This is a genomic window from Clostridium niameyense, from assembly GCF_001243045.1.
Classification (GTDB): Bacteria; Bacillota; Clostridia; order Clostridiales; family Clostridiaceae; genus Clostridium_F; species Clostridium_F niameyense.
On sequence record NZ_LN849007.1, the window covers coordinates 2,091,209 to 2,117,884 of the forward strand.

Consider the following 26,676-nt stretch of genomic DNA (forward strand, 5'->3'; position numbering starts at 1 on the left):
CACTTGGTTTATTTAGATTTTTTTAATTTATGATTGTTTATAATTGCCATAAGTATTCCTAATGTAAAGAATGCTCCTGGTGCAAGTATCATAATTAAAGCTGGTTGGAATGAAGCTGGCATTATTTGATGTTTAAATAATTGACCTGCTCCTAATAATTCTCTTATCATACCTATTACTGTTAATGATAGAGTAAACCCTAATCCTTGACCTAAACCATCAAATATTGAAGGTGTTGGAGGATTTTTTGAAGCATAAGCTTCTGCTCTTCCTAAGATAACACAGTTAACAACTATAAGCGGTATAAATATACCTAGTGATTTATATAATCCTGGTACGAAACCTTGCATTAAAAATTGAAGTAATGTAACAAAAGCCGCTATTACAACTATAAATGCTGGTATACGTATTTTATCTGGAATTACCTTTCTAAGTAATGATATAACAAGGTTTGATCCCATTAAAACTACTGTAGATGCAAGTCCCATTCCTATACCATTGATTGCACTACTTGTTACAGCCAAAGTAGGACACATTGCTAAAACTTGAACAAAAGTAACGTTCTCATCAATTATTCCGTTCTTTAATCTCTCTGTAAAACTACTCATTATTTTTGTCCTCCTTTCAACTCATCTTTATAATAAGAAACTGCATCATTAACGCCTTTAGTTACAGCTCTTGATGTTATAGTAGCACCTGTTATAGCTTGGATTTCATTTGGATTTGATGGTGCCTTCTTAACAACTTCTAAATCTTTATCAGTTTCTTTTCCTTTAAATTGTCCTGAGAATTTTGGTTGTGGTGCATTTGCTCCAAGTCCTGGTGTTTCTGAGTGAGAAAGTATTTTTATTCCTTGAACTTTTCCTTCACTTGAAATACCTACCATCATTTCTATTTGTCCACCATAACCTTTAGTTAAAACTTTTATAGCATATCCTGCAGTTTCACTGCCTGATTTTCCTTCATTTACTTCTAATACTTGTCCTTTAGCTTTTCCTTCCATTACTTCAAATTTATCTGCTTTTGGAAGTGTTTCTCTCATAGCTTCACTGTTTGTTTTAGCTACTTGCTTTGCTATTGGTTCTTTTGTTATTCTGTAAGCTCCTCCTAAAATTAGACCTGCTACTGCTGTTATTAATAATAATTTTAAGCCTAATTGTAAAGTTTCATTTTTATTTTTTCCCATTATTTAGCACCCCCAAACACTTTTGGAGTAACAAACTTATCTATTAAAGGTACAAATAAGTTCATTAATAATATTGAGTATGAAACTCCTTCTGGATATCCTCCAAATATACGGATGATTGTTGTGATAAGACCACATCCTATACCAAAAATCACCTGTCCTTTTTTAGTCATTGGAGAAGTTGTATAATCTGTTGCCATAAATATAGCACCAAGCATTAATCCTCCAACAAATATTTCATATATAGCATTTCCTGACATAAAGCCATTTCTTCCTATAATTGTTGTAAGTACTAATACTGTTCCTACATAAGATACTGGTATATGCCAAGTTATAATTCTTTTATATAAAAGATAAGCAAAACCTATAAGTAATGCAAGAGCTGAAGTTTCACCTATACATCCACCTATATGTCCTAAGAAAGCTGCACTTATGCTTGGTAAGTTTCCTTGTCCACTCTTTAAGATATTAAGTGGTGTAGCTGTAGCAATTCCATCAATTGTCCATGTTGTCATAGCCACTGGCCAAGATGCTAATAAAAACGCTCTTCCTGCCAATGCTGGGTTAACTACATTTTGTCCAATTCCACCAAAGAATTCTTTAACGACTATAATAGAAAAGAAACTTCCTATTACTAGCATCCAAAGTGGAAGTGTTGGCGGTACATTAAAAGAAAGTAATATTCCTGTTACAACTGCACTATAATCTCCTATAGTTATTTCTCTTCCTGTTGATTTTTCCCATATATATTCTGCTGCAACACAAGATATAACTCCTGTTAATATAACTAAAAGTGCTCTTAGCTTAAAGAAATATACTGCTGCAACTATCGCTGGAATTAATGCAATTACTACATCTCTCATTATAGATTGCACAGAATCTTTTGAACGAATATGTGGAGATGAAGATAATGTAAACATTGTTTCAGACATCCAAAGTCACTCCTTACTTCTTATTTTTCTTTTTCTCAGCTATAACTGTACGCTTAGCTGTTCTTATAGATTGTATTAATTGACGTTTTGCAGGACATACGAATGTACAGCAACCACACTCTATACAATCTAATCCGTGTAATTCTTCAAAAGATGCATATTCATGTCTCTTTGATAAAGAATCTAATGTAGATGGTATTAAGTTCATAGGACATGCTTCTACACATCTACCACATCTTATACAGCTTGATGATTTTGGTAATACTGCTTGTGCTTTAGTTAAGCATAATAAACCTGATGAACCTTTTATTGCTGGTACATCTAATGTACTCATAGTCATACCCATCATAGGTCCACCTGCTATAACCTTAACTGGATCTTCTTTAAATCCTCCGCAGAAATCTATTAATTCTTTTAAATTTGTTCCAAGTTTCATTCTAATGTTTTTAGGTTCTTTAACAGCTTCTCCTGTAACTGTTATAACTCTTTCCATTAAAGGTCTTCCAAGTACTACTGATTGATATATTTGATATATTGTTGCAGTATTTTGAACCACACAACCTGCATCTGCTGGTAATTTACCAGATGGTACTTCTCTACCTTTTATAGCATAAATTAATTGTTTTTCAGCTCCTTGAGGATATTTAGTTTTTAATACTTTAACTTCTATATTATTTATCCCTAGAACTGCTTTTTTCATTGTTTCAATTGCATCTGGTTTATTATTTTCTATTCCTATATATCCCTTTGCTTCTGGGAATACTTTTAATACTATTTTTAAACCTTCTACAATTTTTTCTGGTTCTTCAAGTAATAGTCTATGGTCACAAGTTAAATATGGCTCACATTCTGCCGCATTTACTATAATTGAATCGATTTTTTTATCTGGTGGTGGTGATAATTTTACATGAGTTGGGAAACAGGCTCCACCCATACCAACTATTCCCGCCTCTTGGATTATTTTGATTATCTCTTCTTTTGTCATTTCCTTGTAGTCTTTTGGCTTTGGCATCTCTGCTTCCTCATATTGTCCATCATTTTCTACAATAACAGCCATTGCCTTATTGCCTGCCGCAAGTAAAACTGGTGCTATATTTTTTACTGTTCCTGAAACGCTACTATATATTGGCGCTGAAACAAACCCTGTAGCTTCACCTATTTTTTGTCCAACTAATACCCTGTCCCCTTTTTTTACTATTGGATTACAAGGTGCACCTATATGTTGTGACATAGGGAAAACTAAGTCGCCTTTTGGTAGATATTCTTCTATAGGCTTTTTTTCTGTAAGATATTTTCCATGAGGTGGAAATATACCTTTTTTAAAAGTTAATAATTCCATATTAATCCTCCCATCCTTATGAATACATGCTTTTTATATATTATCTACACAAAATATAATAAATACTAGCAACTATTATGCCAATAAATAAAAATGCAAAAATTGCCTATATTGTATTATCTTTTATTTTAAAGTACAAAATACGCAAAAAAGCTGTAATTTATATATGAATTTTATTTAATATGCAATATACTTATTTTATAAGAATTTATGCGTATCTGCAAGTATATTTTTACTAACTGACCTTCCATAATATAACAAATTTATATTTTTTTCTACCTTTATTAACTCCCATTCTTATTATATGTTTTTTGTAATCGATTTACAAGTATTTATAATAAGTTTAGTTTACAGGGTGATTTTTTTAATATTTTTAATTAATATTAAAATATAGTTTATAATGTATAACCCCTCTAAATAAGCCATCTATACAGATAAAAATTAGTAATATTTTTGTTTCATTTTGTAATTTTTTTGTTAATTATTTTTTTAATTATTTATAAATATTGTGTTTAACTATTTAAGTATATGTTTTTAAAATGAAAAATATTATATTGTAGAAAAAAATTTAAATTATTTAATATTATATATTTATAATCGTAAGATTTTAATAATTTTATATTTTTTTACTCTGAGTATTATTGCCTTTAAATAAAATATATAAAATCATTATAATTAATGAAAATATTATACCTGTAGATTGTGCATTTAATATCCATAAACCCTTTCCTTTATTATAAATCTCACAAACTAAAGTAACTCCTATTCCTATTAAAGCTGATATAAATGCTGATTTTGTAGTAGCTTTTTTTGAAAACAATCCAAACATTAATGGTGCTGTTAAAGAAACTGACATTAATGTGTAAAAGATTGATAATGCTGTTATTATATTAGGAAGTAAAAATGCCATAGCTATTCCTAATACTCCTCCTAGTATCGTAACTATTCTACTTACTTTTAATAGTTTTTTATCTTCTATGTTAGGACTTATAAATGTTTTGTATATATCTTCTGTAAAAGTTGTGGTAAGCATATAAAGCACTGCATCTGCTGTACTTACTTCTGCTGCGAAAATAGCTGCTAGTGCTAAAGCAGATACTGAAAATGGAAGCATGTTTTTCATGACCATAGGTAATGCTAATTCTTGTTGTTTAATATTTGGAAATTTAGCAAAAGCACACATACCAAGTATAGTTGGTAAAAAAGCAAATAATATTTGTACTATAGAACACCAAAGAGCTGATTTTTTTATAGTTTTTTCATCTTTAGCTCCATATACTTTTCCTATTAATCCTGGTGATATAAAAAATGAAGGTGTAAGCATTAAAAACCATCCTATTATTTGAGTTATTCCAATACCAGTTAAACTAAAATATTTACTGCTTTCTACTGTAGTTAAATTTGCCATGATCTTTGCATGTAATTCACCAAATCCTCCTATATGATAAACAGCATAAGGTACAGCTATTATAAAACCTAATATAATTACTATAAGTTCTAACATATTTACTATAGATGATGATAAAAGTCCCCCTGCTGAAAAATAAACTACTACTACTATAGCCCCTATTAATATTCCTACATTTTTGCTTATACCTGAAGTTATATTTAAAATCCAAGAGATGCCCATAAGCTGACCTGCAAATAAAGCTACTGTTCCTATAGTCATCATTATAGATATACATCCTTTAAAATATTTTGAATATCTTAAATCTAAATAGTCTCCTAAAGTATATAAATTATATTTTTTAGATATTCTCCAAATTCTAGGCCCAACTACAAAAGCTAATACCAAAGTACCTATAGCAGACATAAATATCCACCAATAAGATGATACACCATACTTATAAGCTATACCTGTTATACCAACTGTAGAACCCGCTCCTATATTTGCAGCTATTAAAGTTGAGAATAGTAGTCTTGAATTTAGTTTTCTCCCTGCTACAAAAAAATCTGAAGAACTTTTAACATATTTAGTAGTAAAAAATCCTGCAGTTATTAGTATAAGGGAATATATTATTATAAATATCAAATAAGAGTTCATGTTTTTTCCTCCTTTGTTTTTTATCAAGGTAAATGCTAATTCATTATAGTATACCTTAAAACTTTTGTGAACTCCTTATCAGTTAATTTTAATATTAAATTTATATATACAAATATATCTAGATTTAATATTAAATAAATCTAGATATATTAAAAAGTTATTCTATTAAATTTGTCCTGTTATAAATTGGACTATTATGCTAACTATAGCTACATTAAACCATACTATAACTCCCAAAAGTATGGGTTTTAATCCCGACTTTATCATCTTTTTGAAGTTAGAACTTAATCCTACTGCAGATAAAGCCATAACTATTAAAAACTTTCCAATCTCATTTATATAATGTACTGTATTACCCTTAAATAATCCCATAGTATTCAATAGTGATGCTACTAAAAACCATAGTATAAACCATGGAAATATCTTTTTAAAAGAATAATTTACTTTTCCTTGTTGTTTTTGAGCTTGTTTTTTCTTTTTATAGGCTGTTATAAAAGCAAATATTATTGATATAGGTATGATCATTGTAGCTCTTGTTAATTTTACTATAGTAGCATATTTTCCTGCTACATTACTAAAAGCATATCCCGCTGCTACTACTGAAGATGTATCATTTATAGCTGTACCTGCCCAAAGTCCAAAAGCTTTATCTGAAAAACCTAACATATGTCCAAGAGGTGGAAATATTAAAACTGCTATTATATTGAATAAAAATATGGTAGATATGGAATAGGCAATTTCCATATCATCAGCTTCTATAATAGGTGATATAGCAGCTATAGCAGATCCTCCACAAATTGCTGTACCAACACCTATTAATGTTCTTAGTTTATCTGGAATTTTAAGAAATTTTCCCACTACATAAGCTGTTATAAATGCTGTTGTTATAGTAAAAAATGTTACAGATAATGATTCTAATCCTGTTTTTCTTACTTGGGTTAAACTAAGTCCCCCTCCTAACACTATAATTGACCACTGTAATATTTTTTTAGATGTAAAGTTAACTCCTTCTACAGTACAATCTGCTTTTCCTATAAAATTATTAATTATTATACCTATAACTATGCCAAATACCGGCGCTCCTATTATTGGTGCTAACTTACCAAAATAACTAGCTACCAATGCTATAGCAAAAGAAAGTAGTACTCCCGGTATAATTCTTTTTTTATTTTTCATTTCATCAACTCCTGTATAACCTTTATTAAATGTCTTTAATGATTTTTTAACATTTATTATTTTATATTTTTATTAACAAAAAGTTAAATATTATTATTTTATAGTTATAATAAGTTTTTACTTATGCTGTATGCCTATATTAAAATTAATTATTTTTTTACATTAAATTAGTGTCATTTTCCTTATTTGCTTCTTATTATATATTGGAGTGATGCTTATGAATTTTATTAAAAATTCTCCATATAAATATTTGGTAGTAGGAGTGGACACTAAAATTCCTATTAATAATAATAAATTAGTTACAGCTATAAACTTTGATAACTCTGCCACTACTCCAGCTTTCGTATCTGTAATGGAAGAAATTTTTGACTTTGCTCCGTGGTATTCCTCTATCCACAGAGGTACTGGATATAAATCTCAACTTTCCTCTGAAATATATGAAAAATCTAAAAATACTGTTGCAAATTTTATAGGTGCAGATCTTAATTACGACACAATAATATATGTAAAAAATACTACAGAAGCAATTAATAAGCTCTCTTATAGGCTATGTAGCGATGATCCTGACTCTATAGTATTAGCTACTTCTATGGAACATCATTCAAATGACTTGCCTTGGAGAGGAAAATACAATGTAGATTATATTGAAGTAGATAATTGTGGTCGTCTTGTTATAGAAGATTTAAAACAAAAACTCATTAAATATCAGGGTAAAGTTAAATTAGTAACTGTAACAGGAGCTTCAAATGTTACAGGATATAAAAATCCTATTTATTATATAGCTTCTTTAGTTCACCAATTTAACGCTAAGTTATTAGTAGACGGTGCTCAACTTGTACCTCATTGTGCTATAAATATGAAACCTCATAATGATATGAATCATATTGACTATTTAGCTTTTTCTGCCCATAAAATGTACGCTCCTTTTGGTATAGGAGTATTAGTAGGTCCTAAATCTACTTTTGAGGCAGGTGATCCTGAAATTAGTGGTGGTGGTACTGTTAAAACTGTTACAAAAGATTTTGTTATATGGAAGGATCCTCCAGAAAAAGAGGAGGCAGGTACTCCAAACCTTATGGGGGTTGTAGCTTTAACTACAGCTATAAACACTTTGAATAAATTAGGTATGAACAATATTGAAAGATATGAACAATACCTTTTAAAATATACTATTAATAAATTGAAGAGAATACCAGATATAGAGCTTTACTCTCATGATGATAATTATCCTAAAGTTTCAATTATACCTTTTAATATAAAAGGTATTCATCATAGTGTTACAGCTGAAATTTTATCCAAAGAGGCCGGAATAGCTGTTAGAAGCGGTTGTTTTTGTGCACAACCTTATGTACAAAGACTTTTAAATATATCTGAAGAAGATGTTAAAAAATACGCCTTTAAAGAAGGTCTTGAAAGGCCTGGAATGGTTAGAATAAGTTTCGGAATGTATAATGATTGTTATGAAATAGATAGGATGATTTATAGTCTAAAAACTATTGTAGCAAATAAAAAATTTTATATTAAAAGATATGGATTTCAATAATGGAGAAATAACTAAAAAAGTGTCTCAAAATGATGTAGATCATTTTGAGGCACTTCTTTTTATATTGGACATGGCAAAGTAAATCAAGCTATACTACATTTTAGCTTGTATTGTTTTTTCTGTTATTTTTGATTCATCTAGCTTTAAAATTTTAGCTAGGAATGGAGCTGTACTTGCTTGGAAGGTTAAAGTTATTATTATAGTCATAAATGTTACAGAAGCTATTATATCTGCATTTTTAACCTTCATAGCCATAAGCATTCCTACTAATGCTGCTGGGATTACTCCTGTTTCTCTTACCCACATAAGGTATATAACTTCTTTTATATTCCATTTAGCTCTTCTATCTAATATAACAGATATTAAAACTGATATAGGTCTTGCAATAAATATTAATAAAACTACCAACAATATATCTTTTGTGAAATATTTTGTTAATATATCAAAGTCTATATGTGAACCTAGTAAAACAAATATCATCATTCTAAGAATTATAGTTAAAACCTCTTTAAATCTAAGGTGAGTAACTTGATATTCATCAGGAATTCTACATTTTATAATATTCTTGTTTCCACATACCATACCTATCATAAATACTGCCATAAATCCACTAAAGCCTAAATGTTCAGCAATTAAATAAGCTCCTATAACAGCAACTATAGCCATTTCTGAAGAATATTCCTTTAAAATCCCTACTTTTTTATCTGATATAAGATTTGTAGCAACATATCCTAAGATAACTCCTACTGCAATACCTCCAAAAGCTGATTTAACTAGGTTAAATGCGCTAGTACCTAATGAAAATTTCTCTCCTGTTAAAGTTCCTAATACTGCAAAAGTAACTATAGCTGCTGCTGCATCATTAAAAGCTGATTCTGATATAATGGTCTGTTTTAGTTTATTACTTACATTCATATTTTTAAATAGTGGTATTAATACAGATGGGTCTGTTGAAGAAACAACTGCACCTAACAAAATTCCATAGATTAAATCTATATGAAAAATCCTACAGGCAAAATAACCTGTTATACCTGTAGATATAAATACACCTATTGTGGATAATAATAATACTGATACTTTTACATTATTAAATACCTTAAGATCTATTTCTCTACCACCATCGTATAGTATATAGGCAGCACCGAAAGTTAATATAAGTTGATTTCCTACAGGGTGACTGTTCATATTTATTATATTTAAAACCTGTGGTCCTAACAAAACTCCTGCTAATATAAACAAAACAACATCTGGAAGATGAAGTTTTCTACTTAATTTTCCAAAGACCACCCCAGATAAAATTACTATAGCTATTAATTCTAATATTTTCTCTGCTGTTATGATTGTAGTTGTTTGCATAATAATCATCTCCAATTAAACACTAAAATTATTGGTATCTATGTTATATCATAACTTCATTTCAAAACACAATATATTTCTTTATGTTTTTTTACTTATTTTTACAGAAATTTGTGGTGTTTTTAACACTTACATAGTAAGAAAATCTACCTTATAATATATAAATACAAAATATAAAAAATAGTTTTGCAACCTATTATATAGTATATTTTATTACTTAATATTCTCTACTTAATCTTTTTATAAATATAAATTAATAACTATATAAAATCTAAATTAACACTTTTAAACATTTTTATAAATACTTTTATAATTGAATTATAGGCTTTCGTTAGTATTTTAAGATTATTTCTAAATTTTCTTAAAATATATACTAAATTTTTCTAAGATTTAAAATGTTAAATAATAATTTTACTGTTTAATTTTTAATTCATCTTTATAATATTCCATTTATTTGCCACTACTTGTCATTGATTTAACATTGAAAATTAAAGTTTATATTTTCCGTATTTTCTTAATTTTCCGGAAAATCCTAAATTGAACATTAAACAAATTAAAATTCCATCTACAATCCATTGTATATTTGTAATCCACCATACATAAACTACAGAATATTTTAATTTATATATAAAGCAATAAATTAAAGGAACTCTTAAAATCCATCCAGTTATCAAAGTTACTATAAGAGGTGTTCTTCCATCACCCATTCCTTTTAACGCACCTTCATAAACTGTAGATATAGCTATAAAAGGTTGCTCTATTGCTCCAACTAAAAGACACATGGATGCTAAATATATAACTTGTTTTTCTTTATTTTGTACAAAAAAATGTACTAAAAAATTAGGCATTAAAAGAAATACTAAGGAAAATACTATAGCTATAACTACAGATATAGCTGTACACCCATAAGCATATTTTTTAGCTTTTTTATAATTTTTCTCTCCAAAAGCTGCTCCTACTAAACTTGTAGCTGCTACTCCTAAAGCTAAACTTGGAACTATAGATATTGTTTCTATAGTATTTGCAATTTCATTTGCAGCAAAATTTATACTACCAGAAGCTATTATCATAACAGAACATAAAAGTCTACTTATACTATAAGCTCCTTCTTCCATAAAAGATGGAACATATATTCTAAAAATTTCTTTTATTTTAGTTATATTACTGCTAACAACGGGTTCAAACAATGGTCTTACTCTTAATTTAGTTACAATATAAAAGCTTGAAAATACTAACCCTATAGCTTGAGCTATACAAGTAGCTACTGCTGCTCCAACTATCCCTAGTTCTTTTGTACCATGACCAAATATAAGAATAAAATCTAATAAAATTTTAAAACTACTTATTATTATGGAAGTTATAAATGGAACTTTTGTATTTTTATACCCTCTTAAAACTGAATTTATAATTTCTGTATTCATTTTTAAAAAAATACCTATAACGCTTATTCGTGTAAAAATATTGCTTATATATAATATTTCGCCTCTTCCACCTGCCATATATAATATTCTTTTGCTAAATTTATACATATTAAAACTTATAAAAAACCCTATTAAGTTTCCTACTATGAATCCTAAAGTTGCATAAGCTTCTGCTTCTTTATAATTCCTTCTTCCTACACTTTGGGCTACTAATGATGTTATGGCTACAGAAAGTCCTACTGAAACAAATATATTGGATATATTATAGGTAATTCCATTACTAAGTCCTACAGCACTCAAATATTTATTACCACCATAATTTCCTATCATCATAGTATCAAAAACCCCCATTAAATTATAAAGGGTCATTTCAGCTATTATAGGAATTGACAAATCTAATATTTCTTTAAACGTATATTTTTTTAACATAACTTACCTCTTAAAATAGTTATTTTTATTTTTGAATTTGGGAAATACTAAAATATCTAATATTTTATATATTAATAAAAAAAGCTTATTATGATTAAAACCTTACAATATAAAATACTGTACAGGAGGATACTAATGAAGAATACACATAAAAGGTTATATTTTGTTATATTTATAATATTTTTATTTACTATTACACTTTTTAGTAAAAACCTTGATAATTTTTCAAATGAAACTAATAAATCTATAAACACCACCAAACAAAGTAAAAATTTATCAAATAGTAATGTTACAAATAATGATTCAATAGACAAGGAAAAAATTAAAGAAGAAATCCAAAATATTTACTCTAAACGTTGCAATGCTTTTGTAACTTTAGACTTAGATTCTTTTTCTTCTTATTTTGATACTTCTAAAAAACATGGTCAGTGGTGCTTAGAACATGAAGTTAAGAGAATTCAATACTTAAATGATTGGGCTTATAAACGAGATATAAAATTCACTAAAGTATCTTCAAATATAAAAATTAAAAAAATTTATCCTAATAAAAACGGTAAGATAAGAGTTATCCTAGATGAAATCTACAAATTTGATTACATTTATGACAAAGATGAAAACCCTAAAACAAATATTTTTGGTATTGGGGTAGCTCACACAGTAAACCTAATAAAAAAAGGTGATAAATATGTTATATCTACAGATTGGTATACCGACTGTTTTGAGGATGCTCTAAAAGCTTATTCTGGTAGTTATAAAAATTTAAAAAAAGATTTAAAAAATCATAAAAAATATGATTTAAAAATACAGCCTAAAGATCCTAATAATGTTGGTTATAGTAGCAAATACAATAGAATGGGTGCTGTAGAATATGCAGATAAATACTGTGGAGTAGATTGGGCTAGTGGCAACAATTTAAAACATAATAAAAAGTATAAAAACTTTACTGGCGCTGGTGGGGATTGTACTAATTTTGTTTCTCAAGTTCTAGGCGATGAAGAAGCTGGTGGATTACCTTTTGATGGATCTTGGTACTGTACTTATAACAAATATAACGGTGGTGAAGGAAGTAAAGCTTGGGTAAATGCTGATGCTTTTAGAAATTATATTGTATATAGCGGTAAGGGATATTTAATAAAAAAAGGTTCTTTTGAGAAATTAATAAAAGCTACAGATAAACATCCAAACGGTGCTATAGATAAATTAGATTTAGGTGATTTAGTTTGCTATGCCAAAGGTAATGATATAGATCACTTTGCTGTAGTTACTGGTTGGGATTCTCATGGTTACCCTTTAATTAATTCTCATACTACAGACAGATATCATGTACCTTGGGATTTAGGTTGGGGAGATAAAAATATATTCTTCCATTTAATTCATGTACGTTAATTTTGAAAGGTAGATGATGTGTTTTGAGCAAAGATAAAAACTATGTAATCTATGCATCTATTATTGTTTTACTCATACTTTCTAATATGTTTTTAACTGGTAAAATATTATATAGATATAAATCTTTAAATGATTATAACTATTCTAACAGTGTATTTAAACCTCAGAAAGAAAATAAAAAAGTTGTTTACCTTACTTTTGATGATGGTCCCACTTATGTGGTTACTGATCAATTATTAGATGTATTAAAACAATATAAAGTTAAAGCTACCTTCTTTGTGGTTGGAAAAGAAATTAAGCAAAAAGAACATATATTGACTAGAATATATGAGGAGGGTCATGGTATTGGTCTTCATACTTATACCCACAATGACTCAAAAATATATTCTAGTAAAGAATCCTTTTTAGATGAAATGAATAAAACTCAAGAACTTGTAAAGGAACTTACTGGTAGTCAATATAATGTTATAAGATTTCCAGGTGGACTTCATAGTAGACATAATTCTCTTGGATGTGACTTAGTAGATGAACTCCATAAAAATAATTTTAAAATATATGACTGGAACGTAGACCTTCAAGATGGAGTAAATCCAAATTTATCACCAGAACAATTACTTCAAAATTCTAAAAAGGTTATTGGAAATAGTAACACTATATTCATCCTTGCTCATTGCAACTTTAACAATAAAAATACTGTAAAGGCACTACCAAAAATTATAAATTATTATAAAAATTCAGGTTATGATTTCAAAACAATAATAGACTCTACTCCTGAATTCTATATTCCCTTAAAAAAATAAAAAAGTCTCAGCTCTAAGCTAAGACTTTTTTTTATCTTCCACAACATTTTTATTACTTTTTTTATAAAAATAAATTGCTATTATAGTAGTTAATACAACTAATATTAAGGGTATAATAAACTTGTATGTAAATGGATTTGTGATACTTTTTCCCATATAAGAATAACATAATGTCTCCGGTAATACCCCTAATAAAGACCCTGCTACAAAGTCTCTATACCTCATTTTAGTAAGTCCCGCTCCATAACTTATAGGGTCATAAGGAAATATTGGTGGGAATCTTAATAGAAATATTATTTTAAATCCTTCTTCTTTTGTATCACACTTTAATTTTACTGCTTTATCTTTAAGTAATTTATCTACAAAAGGTTGACCTAACACTCTACTTAAGCAAAAAGCTAAAGATCCTGATAAAAAGAATCCTAGTATATTAAAAATAAAGCCTTTTATAGGTCCAAATAAGGTTCCAGCGACTAAAGATAACATAGAAGATGGTATAAGTAATACTAGTGGCTTTACTGCATATATAATTATAAATAAAATAGCACAATATTTTCCACTTTTTCTTAAGTATCCTATAAAATTTTCTATATTTAAATGTCTTAAAGTATTCCAATTCTTAAATATAAAAATACTCATAGAAATAACAATAGTTATTAAAACTACAGCTTTTAAAATATCTTTTCTATTTTTCATATTTACCTCTCTAATCTTTAATTTTATCTATATATAAGTTTTGTAACTTTTTATATTTTCATTAGTTGTATCTATTATAAATCATTATTTTACATAATAAAACATGATTTTTTTATCTCTTTTCTATACAAATTAACATAGGTGGATTATTCACTTGATTTTTAAAACAAATTTCCATTACGTTAAAAATCTTTTGATCTAATGTCTTAGTATAACTTTTTAAAATCTTCTCTTCTTGCTTTCCTGCGTCATGTCCTGGATATATTACCATTAAAATTATACCTTTATCATTTAATAAATCTATAGCCTTCCTTAACGCAATCAATGTAGTTTCTGCATTAGTTGTTATTCCATGACTAGAGCCTGGTAAATATCCTAAATTAAACATAAATAAATCTACTTTTTCTTTTATGTATTTGTCCATGTATTCATGTCCATCTTTTATTAAGATAACACTTTCATCACCTTTTAATTTTTGTTTAGTTTTTTCTAAGGCTTCTTTTTGAATATCAAAAGAGTAAACCCTACCCTTTGATCCTACTATATTTAATAAAAATATTGTATCGTTGCCTTTCCCCATAGTACAATCTACTGCTATATTTTCTGGTTCTAACTTTTTTAAACAGATATCCTTAGCCACACTAAGAGCATTATTAAAATTCTCTTTTTTCATGCTATCCCTTCCAATTCTAATGTTTATTTATAAATTTAACTTCTTTATTCTTTGTAATAGCTTCTTTCCATTTTTCTACATAATCTCCCATTGCCCATTCCGCCATAACTACTTTTTCATTTTTTATATCTATATTATATATAGGTTTATTAGATAACCTATCATTTTCTATAGTATAAATATATATTTTACCATTAGTTATTATTAAAGCCAAATCCTTATTTGGAGATGTATAGGCATCTACAGCATCTGGTACTTTTGATTTTATACTATTCCAAGATATTTGAAGTTCATCATAATTTAACAATTTTTTTGGTATAGGAAAATTTATATTAAAATCTCTATATATTTTTTTATCATGGATTCCGTATAGTCTGCCCTTCATAATCCAATGTCCATTTCTTCTATCTAAAAAAAAGTCCTGTTCTTTAGAATTTTTAGATAATTTATTTACTTCTTCCTTTCCTTTTGATAAAAGATAAGATTCTGTTGATGATTCCAAGGATTTTTTGCCAGTTATACCTGCTACTTCTGATATTTTAACACCCATATCTACACTTATATTATCTATTGCTATTACTTTTAATTTGTAGAATCTTCCTTCTGAACTTTTATTTGTTTTAGTATACTCCGTAGAGATATAATCGTTGCTTACAAATAATATATTTCTATAAATATCTTTATCCGTTGATATTGTAGTAAAATTATCTTTAGGAGATGTATTACTATAAAATTTAGTAAATAACACATCACAATCATTTTTCTCTAATGTTTGCCTACTTAATCCTAATTCACAAAATCCTGTTTTTCTTGGAAGAAATAAATTGCTTACTTCTATTACGGGATTTAACGACTTATTAGTTGAAGATATCCACAATGTTCTGTAGTTGGTTTTACTTTTAAATGGATATTCCTCATCTTCTTCTACACTTTTAAGACCTAACAACACACCAGATCTTAAAACTTCTTCTTTATTTTTCTTTGTTTTACCACTTGATTTACTTTTATCTTTATTAATAAAATTATCTTTATTAATATTAGTGTCTTTTGAAACTTTTTTTAAAGATAGTATACAATTTTCTAAATTTATCAACAACTGTTCATTACTTATTTTAGCAAAATCATAAAAAGGTTTATCATCAGAGGAAACTGATATTATCTCTATTTCCTTATTTTTGATATTAATATTACCCGGATTAATTCTTAATCTATATAAAAAATACTGATCTGAATTAACCTTTTTTATTTTGTATTGAGGATTCTCACATACCTCGTCTCCTAAAACAATATTGTCTTTATTAAATATTGCATATTTATTTTTCCATTGATTTAAATTATTATCTTTTAAATTACTATCTAAACAACTATAAATTTCTATTTTCCAAGTCCCCTCTATAGGAATTAAATTATTGTTAGGCGTACTTATATTTTCACCATTCAATTTATCTATTTTCATACATCCTACAGATAATGAACATATTATTAAAATAATCAGTAAAATTATATATTTTGCTTTCTTCATTACTATTCTCCTAGTTTTTTAAATTTCAAAAGGTAATTTAACCAAGACCGTTGTTCCTTCGTTTATTTTACTCTCTATGTTAAAAACTCCATTATGTAGTTTAATTATTTCGTCACAAATAGATAGCCCTATACCATTTTTTGACTTACTGCTTTTACCTTTGTAAAATTTTTCTTTAACCTTTGGTAACTCTTCTTGGCTTATACCTATACCATTATCTTGTATATATATTTTTAAATATTTTTTAGTACAATCTACAAACAACTCTACTTCTCCACCATAAGATGTAAATTTAAATGCATTATCCAATAAATTTATAAGCACTTGTTTTATTCTATTCCTATCTACTTTTATATAGATAGGATCTTTCATGCATGTAACCTTAAAGTTTATCCCATTTTCTATAGAAGAGGGTGTCATTTGTTTTCTTACTTGTTCTATTATGGTACATATATTAATTTCCTCTTTATTTAACTGCATTTTACCTGACACAAATTTTGAGAAATCTAATAATTCTTCTACCATATCACTTAGTCTTTCACTTTCATCTTCTATAATTTTCAAACCGTCTTTTAATATATCTTTATCATTTAGTTGATCTGAATTTAAAGTTATAGCCCATCCCTTTATAGATGTTAATGGTGTCCTAAGTTCATGTGAAACTGAAGATATAAACTCGTTTTTTAGCTGATCCCTTTTTATAATTTCTTCTGCCATATAATTTAATGTATCAGAGAGTTCCCCTATTTCATCATCAACTTTCTTACAACTTCTTATCTTTAAATTTCCCGCTGCCATTTTATTGGCTACATAAGTTAGTTCATTTATAGGTTCTATAATACTATTAGCCAAGAATAAACTTACTAATATGGATATAATTATAACTATTATACCTATAAATATAAAACCTACACTTACCCTTCTTATATCTTTATTTACCTCTTTCAAAGAGGTTATAAACCGTAGTACCCCTACTACCTTATCATCGGATTTTAATGGATAAGATACTGACATAGCACCATATCCATCATAGTCTAATTTTCCTACCCATAGACCTTTCTTACCTTTTACTGATTTTTTGAAATCTACACTATCTATTAGACTATTATGGGTAACACCTATAGAATCCATCAAAACATTTCCGGATAAATCTATTATTTGAACTTGAGCAGAGGTTTGCCTCCAAAATACATCCACATTATCTAATATGTTATCCTCTAAAGATGAATTAGAAAAATATCTATTATAAAAGTCTGCAGAAGTTTTGATTTGATTCGTAAGTAATTCTTCTAAATTATTATAATAATAACGTTTTGTAAAATCTATGAGTAATATTTCTAATGTAAAAACACTAATTATAATAATTAATATAAAATTTATCATTAATCTTTTCTTTACACTGTTCATAATTACTCCTATTTATGTATTTTGCCATCTATATCCTGTACCCCAAATTGTTTTTATAAATTCAGGACTAGATGGGTTATCTTCTATTTTAGATCTTAATCTTCTTATATTTACATCTACAATTTTAGAATCTCCAACAAAATCATATCCCCATACTAAATCTAGCAACTCATCCCTACTGAAAGCTTTTCCTTGATTTTTCATAAATATCTTCATTATTAAATATTCCGTTGGAGTTAATTCTAACTCTTCACTATTTTTATATAATTTCTGAGAGTACATATCCATTTTAAAAGGACCAGACAAAATTATATTCTCATCTTCTACATCATTTCCATTTCCAATTCTTCTTATTAGAGCTTTTACTCTTAGAGTTAATTCTAAGGGATTAAAGGGCTTAACCATATAGTCATCAGCCCCACTTTCTAATCCTAAAATTTTATCCATATCTTGACCTCTTGCTGTAAGCATTATTATACCTACATCTTTTAGTTTGCTCCTTATAGACCTACAAACTTCAAACCCATCAATGCCTGGTAACATAATATCTAATACTATTATATCTGGTAAATATTTTTGTGCCTTTTCTATAGCTTCCTCTCCTGTACTTGCCTCTATTACATCAAATTTATTCATTTTTAAATTTACTTTTATAAATCCTCTAATAGAGGCTTCATCTTCTACTATAAGTATTTTATTTAACATAATACCACTCCAAATTACTTATTTTAAAGCTTTAAATTCATACCCCTGAGATTTTAGATACTCTATTATATAAGGTAATGCTTCTACTGTAGTTTCTTTACAATACCCATCATGCATTAATATTACCACATGATTTTTATCTTTTGTAGTCGCCTTTATATTATCTATCAGTTTTTCCTTAGGAACATTTTGTGCCTCTGCATCCCCATTTAATGCATTCCAATCTATATAGTAATATCCTTTTTCTTCTAAAACTTGTTTATATGGTTTAAACTTTTCTCCAAATGCCCCTCCTGGGAATCTTACTAATTTTATATTGTAATTTTCTCCTATAATATTTTTTAAAATTTGTTGAGTTTTATCTACCTCATTTATAAAAACATTGGTATCTGAATATATGCTTTTATAGTTATGTGAATAAGTATGATTTCCAATAGAATGCCCTTCAATTACTTCTCTTTTTATTAAATTTTTATTATTTTCTGCTAGATTCCCTACTACAAAAAATGTAGCATTAATTTTGTAGTTTTTTAGTATATCTAATACCCTTGGTGTTACTGTATTACTTGGTCCATCATCAAAAGTTAGAAATGCTAATTTCTTACCATCCTTTTTAAATACATCTTTAGCGTCAAACTTATCCAAATTATATTTATTTGCATCAAAAGTCTGCTTAGTATTTTTTTTATTATCTGTTTCTTTCAAAATAATATTACGCCTTTTGTGTAAAACATAGTTGGTTATCCCAAAACTAACTAAAAATATAGTTAATATTACCGTAGTACTTAATAATAATTTTTTAACCTTTTTTAAGTCAATTTCATTTTTTTTCATAATAGTCCCCCTATGCCTCCTAATATAAATATACTAAATTTAATTTAAACATTAGTTACAAATATATTAAAATTATTTCTTCTTTACTATTTATATAAGGTGACTATGGAATCTATGTACATAAAAAATATTTCATCTCTTAAGAAAATTATTTCTATTAAAAGACACATTTTATTTTTCATAATTAAAAAAGTTTATTTTGAAAAAACAACTTTTTTTGTATAATTTAGATATGATAAAAAAGGTAAACTTTCAAAAAAATATAGGTAAACATAAACATTACGATAAAATAAATGATGATTATACTTATTGCACAAATAGGAGTTATAAAATGATAAAAGTTTTAGTTATTGAAGATGATAGTGATATCAATAATCTATTAACTAATATTTTAATAGATGAAAGTTACGAGGTTACACAAGCGTTTTCCGGAACAGAAGCTAAATTTTGCATGAAAGAAAAAGATTTTCAGCTCATTTTAATGGATTTAATGTTACCTGGACTTTCTGGTGAAGAATTAATAAGTGAAATAAGAAAACATAATAATAATTTAATAATAGTTATATCAGCTAAAGATGATATTGACAGTAAAATTAATGTTTTAAAAATGGGTGCAGATGATTATATTATAAAACCTTTTGATGCAAGAGAAGTATTAGTTAGGATAGAAGTAGCTTTAAGAAGATTATTAAACACCGAAAACACTGAAATTAATAATGTACTTTTATATAAAGATATTGAATTAGAAAAGTCTACTAGAAAAGTTTTTGTTAAAGACATTGAAGTTTATCTAACAACTAAAGAATTTGATATTTTATATTTATTATTAAGTAATCCTAAAAAGATATTTTCTAAGAATAATATTTTTGAGAGTGTATGGGAAAAAGAATTTTTAGGTGATGATAATACTGTTAGTGTACATGTAAGCAATATTAGAAATAAATTGAGTAATATAAACAAAGATGAAGACTATATAAAAACAATATGGGGAATTGGATTTAAAATGGCAGATTAAACTTAATACTTTCTTAATGATTTTCTTTAAACATTTTTAAACAATAACGTTTAATATTTAAATATAGACATGAAAATTTAAAATTCAACTATAAAATTACTATTAAATACGATAAAAGTTATTTCCATACAAACTCCATTATATATAGCCATCATCTCTACAACATTTATGGTTGGATCTATAACTAGAAGTAAATCAATAGTAATAAGTATATATTTATTATATCAAGTACTGGTTTGCATGATTGTTCACCTATTCCAAAATCTATCATTAAATATTATAAGATATGAGCCCATTAGTAATTTAGATAAAGCTGCTCATATAGGAACAAATACCTTCAGTGATAATATAACATTTATATTAATGGGATTAATCATAATAATAGTAAGCTCTACAATTGGGATATTAAGAATAAATAAAATGGATATTAAATAAAATTTAGAAAATAGGTATAAAGATGGAGGAACTATTGATTTTAATATTAACAATAGCATTAATTTATGCTATTATAAAAAACTTTACATTAAAAAATGATATAAAAAATATTAATAATAGCTTAGAAATAATAAAAAATGATGATAGTAATAAACGAATAGTAAGCATTTCAATGGATAAAGAAGTTGTTAAATTAATAAAAAAAATAAATTTCTTACTAGATGACATTACAATTAAGAGACTTAAATATGAAAAAAATAATAAAAATTTAAAGAATATGATAACTAATATATCTCATGATTTAAGAACTCCATTAACATCAATAAAGGGTTATGTGGAATACATAAATAGTAAATCCATGGGACAATATGAAGTGAATAAATATTTAAAAATAGTAAATGAAAAAGCTATATTACTACAAGAACTTTTAAATAGTCTTTTTGAATTGTCTAGAATTGAGGAAGGAAATTATCCTTTAGACATAGAGAAAATAAATATAAATAATTTATTAATTGAGGTTTTAATAGCCTTTTATGAGGATTTTAACATAAAGAATATTGAACCTAGTATAAATATTAAGGAAAACAATTTATTTATATTAGGCGATAGAAAAGCTATGAAAAGAGTCTTAGTAAATTTAACTCAAAATATTTTAAAGCATAATGGTAAAGATATAAAAATAAATCTTTTTTCTAATGGAAAATTTGTAATAATAGAGTTTAAAAATAAAGCTGATAATTTAACAGATGAAGATATAAAAAGTTTGTATGATAGATTCTTTACAAATAATATAGCAAGAGACCGTAATAATTCAGGATTAGGACTAACTATTGCTAAAAAGTTAATAGAAAATATGGATGGAGAAATAAATGCCACTTTAAATGATAATGTTTTGTGTATATCGGTTAAATTATTATGTGTAAATTAAAAGTTATTATCTCTTAATAGAAATATTTTTAGGTGCAATAGCACCTTTTATTTTTAATTATAAAAAAGCTGATTTTCAAAAATCAGCTTTTTTATAATTTAGAACCATATTCATATATGGAAATAGTTATACTTAATTAAATAATCCTTTTAACCAGTTTGCAAATCCACCTTTTTCATTTTCTGTATTATTATCTTTTTTAACAGTTTCTACTTTAGCTTTTTTTATTTCATCAGTTTTCATAACGAATTTTATATTACTATCCATATCGCTACCTTTTCCTGTGAAGGTTCCATAGTTCTTAGATAAATCAACTATTTCATCTTTTACTTTTAATAAATCTTGTATATCTGTTATTTTTCCAGCGCCTTCTTTATCTATTTTCTCTATTCCCTCATCGTTAAATTTCTTCATACCTGCACTTAAATCTTTTGCACCATTTGAAAGCTGGCCTGCTCCTGCAGCAAGTTGAGATGAACCATTTTTAGCTGTATTAAGTCCACTCTTTATTTGTGAGCTACCATTTAAAAGTGCTGATGAATTTGAATTTAATAATGAAAGTCCTGAAGTTAAGTCTGAAGTTCCTTTTATTAGTTTCTTACTACCACCTGAAACTTGTTTAGCTCCGTTACTAATTTTGTTTGCAGCAGCACCTAACTTAATTGAACCTTCCTTTAATTGAGGAAGAGCCTGTGATAATTGATTACTACCTGCTTCTAAGTCTTTTGAACCTTTAGTAAATCCTTCGCTGGCCTTAGTAAACTTACCTGTTGCATCAGCTATTGCAGGAGTTAATTTAGCAAATCCTCCATTAAGTTTATTGGCTCCTTCACTTAATTCTGTAGATTTATTAGCTAATTCTTTACTACCACCAGTCAATTTATGAGCACCATCTTGAATTTTAGTTACACCTTGATTAAATTGATCTAATCCACCAGTTAATTTTTCAGATCCAACCTTTAATTGGCCTAAGCCATTTTCTAATCCACCTAATCCATCTATAATACCATTACTACTTCCGCTTAATTGTTGTAATGCTGCTTTTTGACCTTCTAATTGAGCTATTATTTTTTGCTTTTCTTCTGGTGTAGCTGACATAGAATTAACCATAGCTTTCATTTGTTCAATATTTTGTATTGAAGCGTTTATGCCAGCTAATTCTTTTTGTTTAGCTGCCTTAAGTTGACCCACAGATCCTAAACTCTGATTAAGTCCGTTTTCAATACCTTTTCCGCCCTGAGATAACTCTCCACCTTTACTTGCTAAGTTATCTATTCCTGCAGTTAACTCAGCTGTTTTCTGTGACAAGTTATTTGCACCTTCAGCTAATTTATTTGAACCATTTTTAATATCATCTGATCCTTTTGCTAATGCTCCAGAATTATTCTTAAGCTCTGTAGCAAATTTTGCTGTGCCTTGTGAATATTCCTTACTTTTTGCAGCAAATTCTTTTGTACCATTTAAATATTTTTTTCCGCCTTCAGCATATTTTTGTGTACCATTTGCATATTCTTGTGCTTTTTCTCCGTATTGTACTGCACCATATCCTAACTCTGAAACTCCTGCATCTAATTGTTTTATTCCTACGTTTAACTTTGTAGATCCTTCCTTAGCTGCACCTACTCCCCCTGCATATTTCAAAAGTCCATCTGTTAATGAAACACTTCCAGATTGTAACTGACCAAGTCCTGAATCTAGCTTATTCATGTTTACTGATAACTTATTAGCACCATCTGATAGCTTATTAGAACCATCCATTAGTTTAGAAGTTGCATCTTTTAATTTATTAATACCGTCTTTTAATTCATCTACATCTTTAGATTCTTCGATTTTCTTCATATCTAATGATTTTGTAGTTGCTGTTATCATTATAGGAGACAACTCAAAATCTTTAACATTTGCTGTTATTTCTAATTCGTCTTTTAAGTCTAAATTCATTAAACTGCTATCTACATCTAAGCTTTCTTTTAATCCTGGAATAGAAACAAATGTAACAGCTTGATTATTTCCATCAGATATAATTTCTCCTTCGTTTACAGTAACATCAGTAAATTTATCCATTGGTAAATTCACTAATGTAGCCACTGCAAATGGAGTATATATAGTTCTTTCTTTTCCATTTATATCAACTTTGTGAGCATCTAAATTTTTTACTTTTACATTTATAGTAACCTTACCTGATTTTCCAGCTAAATTTTCTGGTTTTATTTCTTCTCCATCAAGCTTATAAGTTATATTAACATCGAAAGGAAGTTTTTTATCTGTTTTTCCTTGATAAAATATATCATTTTTATCAGACTTCCAAGTTATATTTTCTCCTGATATTTCAGGTTTTTCATTTCCTTTTATATTTTTTATTCCCATTAAGTTAGATTTGTCCTTTATTTCAACGTTAGGATTTTCTGAATGTAACCAATCACTAACTATTTTTTCTTTTACTACTCCGTTCTTATTTAATGTAACATATACAGACTCATCTTTTGTAATCACATCAGCAGCTTGAACTGCACTAGAACTAAGGATAGTTGCAACTACCACTAAACTAGCAACCTTTTTAGACATACATTTGTAATTCATCATATCAACCCCTCATATATTATTTCTCGTTAGATTATAATCTTATTAAGCAGACATTTTTTTTATATTCTTACGTGAAGATACCTTCCTCCAATTCCTACTTGTCTTTGATATAATGGGCTCTGTTACAAGTAATATTGATGGAAGTATAAATACTGTAACAAACATACTTATAAGAGCTCCACGAGCTAATAGTATACATAAACTATCAATTAATTCCATTTTTGATACAAGAGCAACTCCTGCTGTTGCACTAAAGAATGTAAGTGAGCTTGTTACTACTGATTTTGCTGAACCTTGTACCGCAATTTTCATAGCTTCAAATTTATCTAATCCATTTCTTAATTCTTCTTTAAATCTATTGGTTATCAATATTGTATAGTCAACTGTTGCTCCCAATTGTATAGTACCAATTACTATAGATGCTATAAATGGTATTACTGTACCTGTATAATAAGGTATTCCCATGTTTATAAATATAGCTAATTGGATAGCTGCAACTAATATTACTGGTATAGATAATGAAGTAAATACAAAGAATATAATTGCAAATATAGCTAATATAGAAACATAACTTACATTTTTAAAGTCCTTATCTGCTATTTCTATTAAGTCTTTAGTAAGTGGTCCTTCTCCTGCTACCATTCCTTCTTTATCATAACTTTTTACTATTTTATTAATCTTTGAAATTTGAACATTTTCTTCTTCTCTTGCTGCTTTATATTTTGAATCTGCGATTATTAAATTATATCCGCCTTTTTTAAAATTATCCTTTATTTCAGCTGGTAAGAAACTTTCTGGTACTGCAGCTCCTATTAATTTATCATAAGATAATACTTTTCCTATACCATCTACTTTTTCTATTTTATTTACCATTTCTTTTAGTTTATAAGATGGTACTGAATCTTTAACTATTATGAAATGAGTAGTTGTCATATTGTATTTATCTTTTAATTTATTAAGAGCTACTACTGATTCCATATTTTTAGGTAATGATTCATCTAGATTATAATAAACCTTTGTATTTTTTTGTCCATAAACTGCTGGTAAAAATGCTATTAAAAATATCATTATAAATGTTTTATATTTTCTTGTAACTATATTTGCTGTTTTGTCAAATTCTGGCAATATAGTTTTATGAACATATTTATGAATACCTTTATCAAAATATAATACAAAGGCTGGAAGTATTGTTACTGTACATACTACTCCTAGCATTACACCCTTTGCCATTACAAGACCTATATCTTTTCCTATTCCAAGTTGCATTGCACACAATGCTAAGAATCCTGCAATTGTTGTTAATGAACTTCCCGCTATGGAAACTATTGTATTTGCAACAGCTTCCGCCATGGCTTCTTCTCTATCTTCATATCTTTCTTTTTCCTCTTCATATCTATGAAGTAAGAATATAGAGTAGTCCATAGTAACTCCTAACTGGAGTACTGCAGCTAAGGCTTTTGTTATATATGATATTTCTCCAAAGAATATATTAGTTCCCATATTATATATAATTGCGAATCCTATAGATATAAGGAATATAAATGGAACTAATGTGGATTCATTGGTTAATATTAATACTATAACTGAAAGTACTACTGCTATTAACACATAAAAAGGTGTTTCTTTGTCTGATAAATCTTTAGTATCTTTAATAATTGCTGACATTCCACTTAAGAAACATTGTTTATTAAGGTTTTTTCTTATAGATGTTATTGCATTTTGTGTTTCTTCTGATGCTGCTGATTGTTTAAACTTAATCATTAATAATGTTGAGTTACCACTGTAGAAAGCATTTTTCAGCTCATCTGGTAATATATCTTTTGGTATACTTGTATCTACTATATCATCTACCCACATTACCTTCTCTACACCATCAACTTTTGATATTTTTTCTTTAACTTTGACTACATCTTTAGATTCCATATTTTCTATTACTAACATAGAAGTAGCCGCACTAGAAAAAGTTTTATCTAATATTTTTTGCCCCTTCATTGTATCCAGTTGCTGTGGAAGATAAGATAGTATATCATAGTTTATTTTTGTCTTTGCCATGCCATAAAAAGATGGTAATAATAACGCTATGGCAATTATGAGAACTATTACTCTCTTTTCTGCAATAAACTTGCCAAATTTTTTCACTGGAATCATCTCCTCATAATTAATTTCTATTTTATAAGTCCTACACTATTAATGGCATAAGTTACTCATTTTTTATAAAAGTAAATTATTTTTTAATTATTATAGTTGATAAATCGACTAAACCAATTTG

General features: G+C 27.5%; 21 protein-coding genes. 5 read left to right on the forward strand and 16 right to left on the reverse strand.

All coding sequences use genetic code 11. From position 1 onward, the window contains the following. Positions 1-8: 8 nt before the first annotated feature. The 6 genes from rsxE to BN1711_RS10775 form a co-directional block, all read right to left on the reverse strand. On the reverse strand, positions 9-608 hold the full coding sequence (gene rsxE / locus BN1711_RS10750) for an electron transport complex subunit RsxE (RefSeq protein ID WP_050608150.1): 600 nt from the start codon (positions 606-608) through the stop codon (positions 9-11). Continuing rightward, positions 608-1,186 carry an RnfABCDGE type electron transport complex subunit G gene (locus BN1711_RS10755; protein WP_050608151.1) on the reverse strand — a complete coding sequence of 193 codons (579 nt, stop codon included), beginning with the start codon at positions 1,184-1,186 and terminating at the stop codon, positions 608-610. Before BN1711_RS10755 ends, rsxE begins: the two co-directional genes overlap by 1 nt. Beyond that, positions 1,186-2,118 (reverse strand): RnfABCDGE type electron transport complex subunit D, encoded by a 933-nt coding sequence (locus BN1711_RS10760; protein WP_050608152.1) that lies wholly within the window; start codon positions 2,116-2,118, stop codon positions 1,186-1,188. The genes BN1711_RS10755 and BN1711_RS10760 overlap by 1 nt, the downstream gene beginning before the upstream one ends. A gap of 13 nt (positions 2,119-2,131) precedes the next feature. After that, complete coding sequence (gene rsxC / locus BN1711_RS10765; protein ID WP_050608153.1) at positions 2,132-3,457, reverse strand: electron transport complex subunit RsxC; 1,326 nt, start codon at positions 3,455-3,457, stop codon at positions 2,132-2,134. Positions 3,458-4,073: 616 nt separating this feature from the next. Further along, the gene (locus BN1711_RS10770) at positions 4,074-5,501 is read right to left on the reverse strand and encodes a sodium:solute symporter family protein (RefSeq protein ID WP_050608154.1); all 1,428 of its coding nucleotides are present in this window, start codon (positions 5,499-5,501) and stop codon (positions 4,074-4,076) included. 165 nt (positions 5,502-5,666) lie between these two features. Then, complete coding sequence (locus BN1711_RS10775; RefSeq protein ID WP_050608155.1) at positions 5,667-6,677, reverse strand: YeiH family protein; 1,011 nt, start codon at positions 6,675-6,677, stop codon at positions 5,667-5,669. Between the two features lie 217 nt (positions 6,678-6,894). On the opposite strand from BN1711_RS10775, the gene BN1711_RS10780 reads away from it, so the two are divergent. Then, positions 6,895-8,220, forward strand: coding sequence for an aminotransferase class V-fold PLP-dependent enzyme (locus BN1711_RS10780; protein WP_050608156.1), 1,326 nt, complete (start codon positions 6,895-6,897; stop codon positions 8,218-8,220). Positions 8,221-8,313: 93 nt separating this feature from the next. Here the strand turns inward: BN1711_RS10780 and BN1711_RS10785 are convergent, their stop codons facing one another. Then, positions 8,314-9,576, reverse strand: coding sequence for a cation:proton antiporter (locus BN1711_RS10785; RefSeq protein ID WP_050608157.1), 1,263 nt, complete (start codon positions 9,574-9,576; stop codon positions 8,314-8,316). A gap of 488 nt (positions 9,577-10,064) precedes the next feature. Then, positions 10,065-11,426, reverse strand: a complete 1,362-nt coding sequence (locus BN1711_RS10790; RefSeq protein ID WP_050608158.1) for an MATE family efflux transporter — start codon at positions 11,424-11,426, stop codon at positions 10,065-10,067. 135 nt (positions 11,427-11,561) lie between these two features. On the opposite strand from BN1711_RS10790, the gene BN1711_RS10795 reads away from it, so the two are divergent. Both BN1711_RS10795 and BN1711_RS10800 read left to right on the forward strand, forming a co-directional pair. Further along, positions 11,562-12,812 carry an amidase domain-containing protein gene (locus BN1711_RS10795; protein WP_050608159.1) on the forward strand — a complete coding sequence of 417 codons (1,251 nt, stop codon included), beginning with the start codon at positions 11,562-11,564 and terminating at the stop codon, positions 12,810-12,812. A 23-nt stretch (positions 12,813-12,835) separates the two neighbouring features. After that, on the forward strand, positions 12,836-13,612 hold the full coding sequence (locus BN1711_RS10800) for a polysaccharide deacetylase family protein (protein ID WP_243128271.1): 777 nt from the start codon (positions 12,836-12,838) through the stop codon (positions 13,610-13,612). Between the two features lie 18 nt (positions 13,613-13,630). Here the strand turns inward: BN1711_RS10800 and BN1711_RS10805 are convergent, their stop codons facing one another. The 6 genes from BN1711_RS10805 to BN1711_RS10830 form a co-directional block, all read right to left on the reverse strand. After that, positions 13,631-14,308 (reverse strand): TVP38/TMEM64 family protein, encoded by a 678-nt coding sequence (locus BN1711_RS10805; RefSeq protein WP_050608160.1) that lies wholly within the window; start codon positions 14,306-14,308, stop codon positions 13,631-13,633. Between the two features lie 112 nt (positions 14,309-14,420). After that, a complete protein-coding gene (mnmM, locus tag BN1711_RS10810; protein WP_050608161.1) occupies positions 14,421-14,981 on the reverse strand; it encodes a tRNA 5-(aminomethyl)-2-thiouridylate-methyltransferase MnmM in 561 nt (186 codons plus the stop codon). 16 nt (positions 14,982-14,997) lie between these two features. Beyond that, a complete protein-coding gene (locus tag BN1711_RS10815; protein ID WP_050608162.1) occupies positions 14,998-16,503 on the reverse strand; it encodes a hypothetical protein in 1,506 nt (501 codons plus the stop codon). 18 nt (positions 16,504-16,521) lie between these two features. Continuing rightward, entirely contained in the window at positions 16,522-17,910 is a 1,389-nt protein-coding gene (locus tag BN1711_RS10820) for a HAMP domain-containing sensor histidine kinase (protein ID WP_050608163.1), read from the reverse strand. A 12-nt stretch (positions 17,911-17,922) separates the two neighbouring features. Next, a complete protein-coding gene (locus BN1711_RS10825) occupies positions 17,923-18,615 on the reverse strand; it encodes a response regulator transcription factor (protein WP_050608164.1) in 693 nt (230 codons plus the stop codon). Positions 18,616-18,633: 18 nt separating this feature from the next. After that, positions 18,634-19,449 (reverse strand): polysaccharide deacetylase family protein, encoded by an 816-nt coding sequence (locus tag BN1711_RS10830; protein WP_050608165.1) that lies wholly within the window; start codon positions 19,447-19,449, stop codon positions 18,634-18,636. Positions 19,450-19,780: 331 nt separating this feature from the next. Between BN1711_RS10830 and BN1711_RS10835 the strand changes: the two genes are divergently transcribed. Together BN1711_RS10835 and BN1711_RS10840 are read left to right on the forward strand one after the other, a co-directional pair. Next, positions 19,781-20,464 carry a response regulator transcription factor gene (locus BN1711_RS10835; protein WP_050608166.1) on the forward strand — a complete coding sequence of 228 codons (684 nt, stop codon included), beginning with the start codon at positions 19,781-19,783 and terminating at the stop codon, positions 20,462-20,464. A 469-nt stretch (positions 20,465-20,933) separates the two neighbouring features. Continuing rightward, positions 20,934-21,827: a sensor histidine kinase gene (locus tag BN1711_RS10840; protein WP_050608167.1), complete on the forward strand. Its 894-nt coding sequence runs from the start codon at positions 20,934-20,936 to the stop codon at positions 21,825-21,827. A gap of 132 nt (positions 21,828-21,959) precedes the next feature. Here the strand turns inward: BN1711_RS10840 and BN1711_RS10845 are convergent, their stop codons facing one another. Next, the gene (locus tag BN1711_RS10845; RefSeq protein ID WP_243128273.1) at positions 21,960-24,407 is read right to left on the reverse strand and encodes a YhgE/Pip domain-containing protein; all 2,448 of its coding nucleotides are present in this window, start codon (positions 24,405-24,407) and stop codon (positions 21,960-21,962) included. 42 nt (positions 24,408-24,449) lie between these two features. Beyond that, entirely contained in the window at positions 24,450-26,555 is a 2,106-nt protein-coding gene (locus BN1711_RS10850) for an efflux RND transporter permease subunit (RefSeq protein ID WP_050608169.1), read from the reverse strand. Positions 26,556-26,676: the final 121 nt, after the last annotated feature.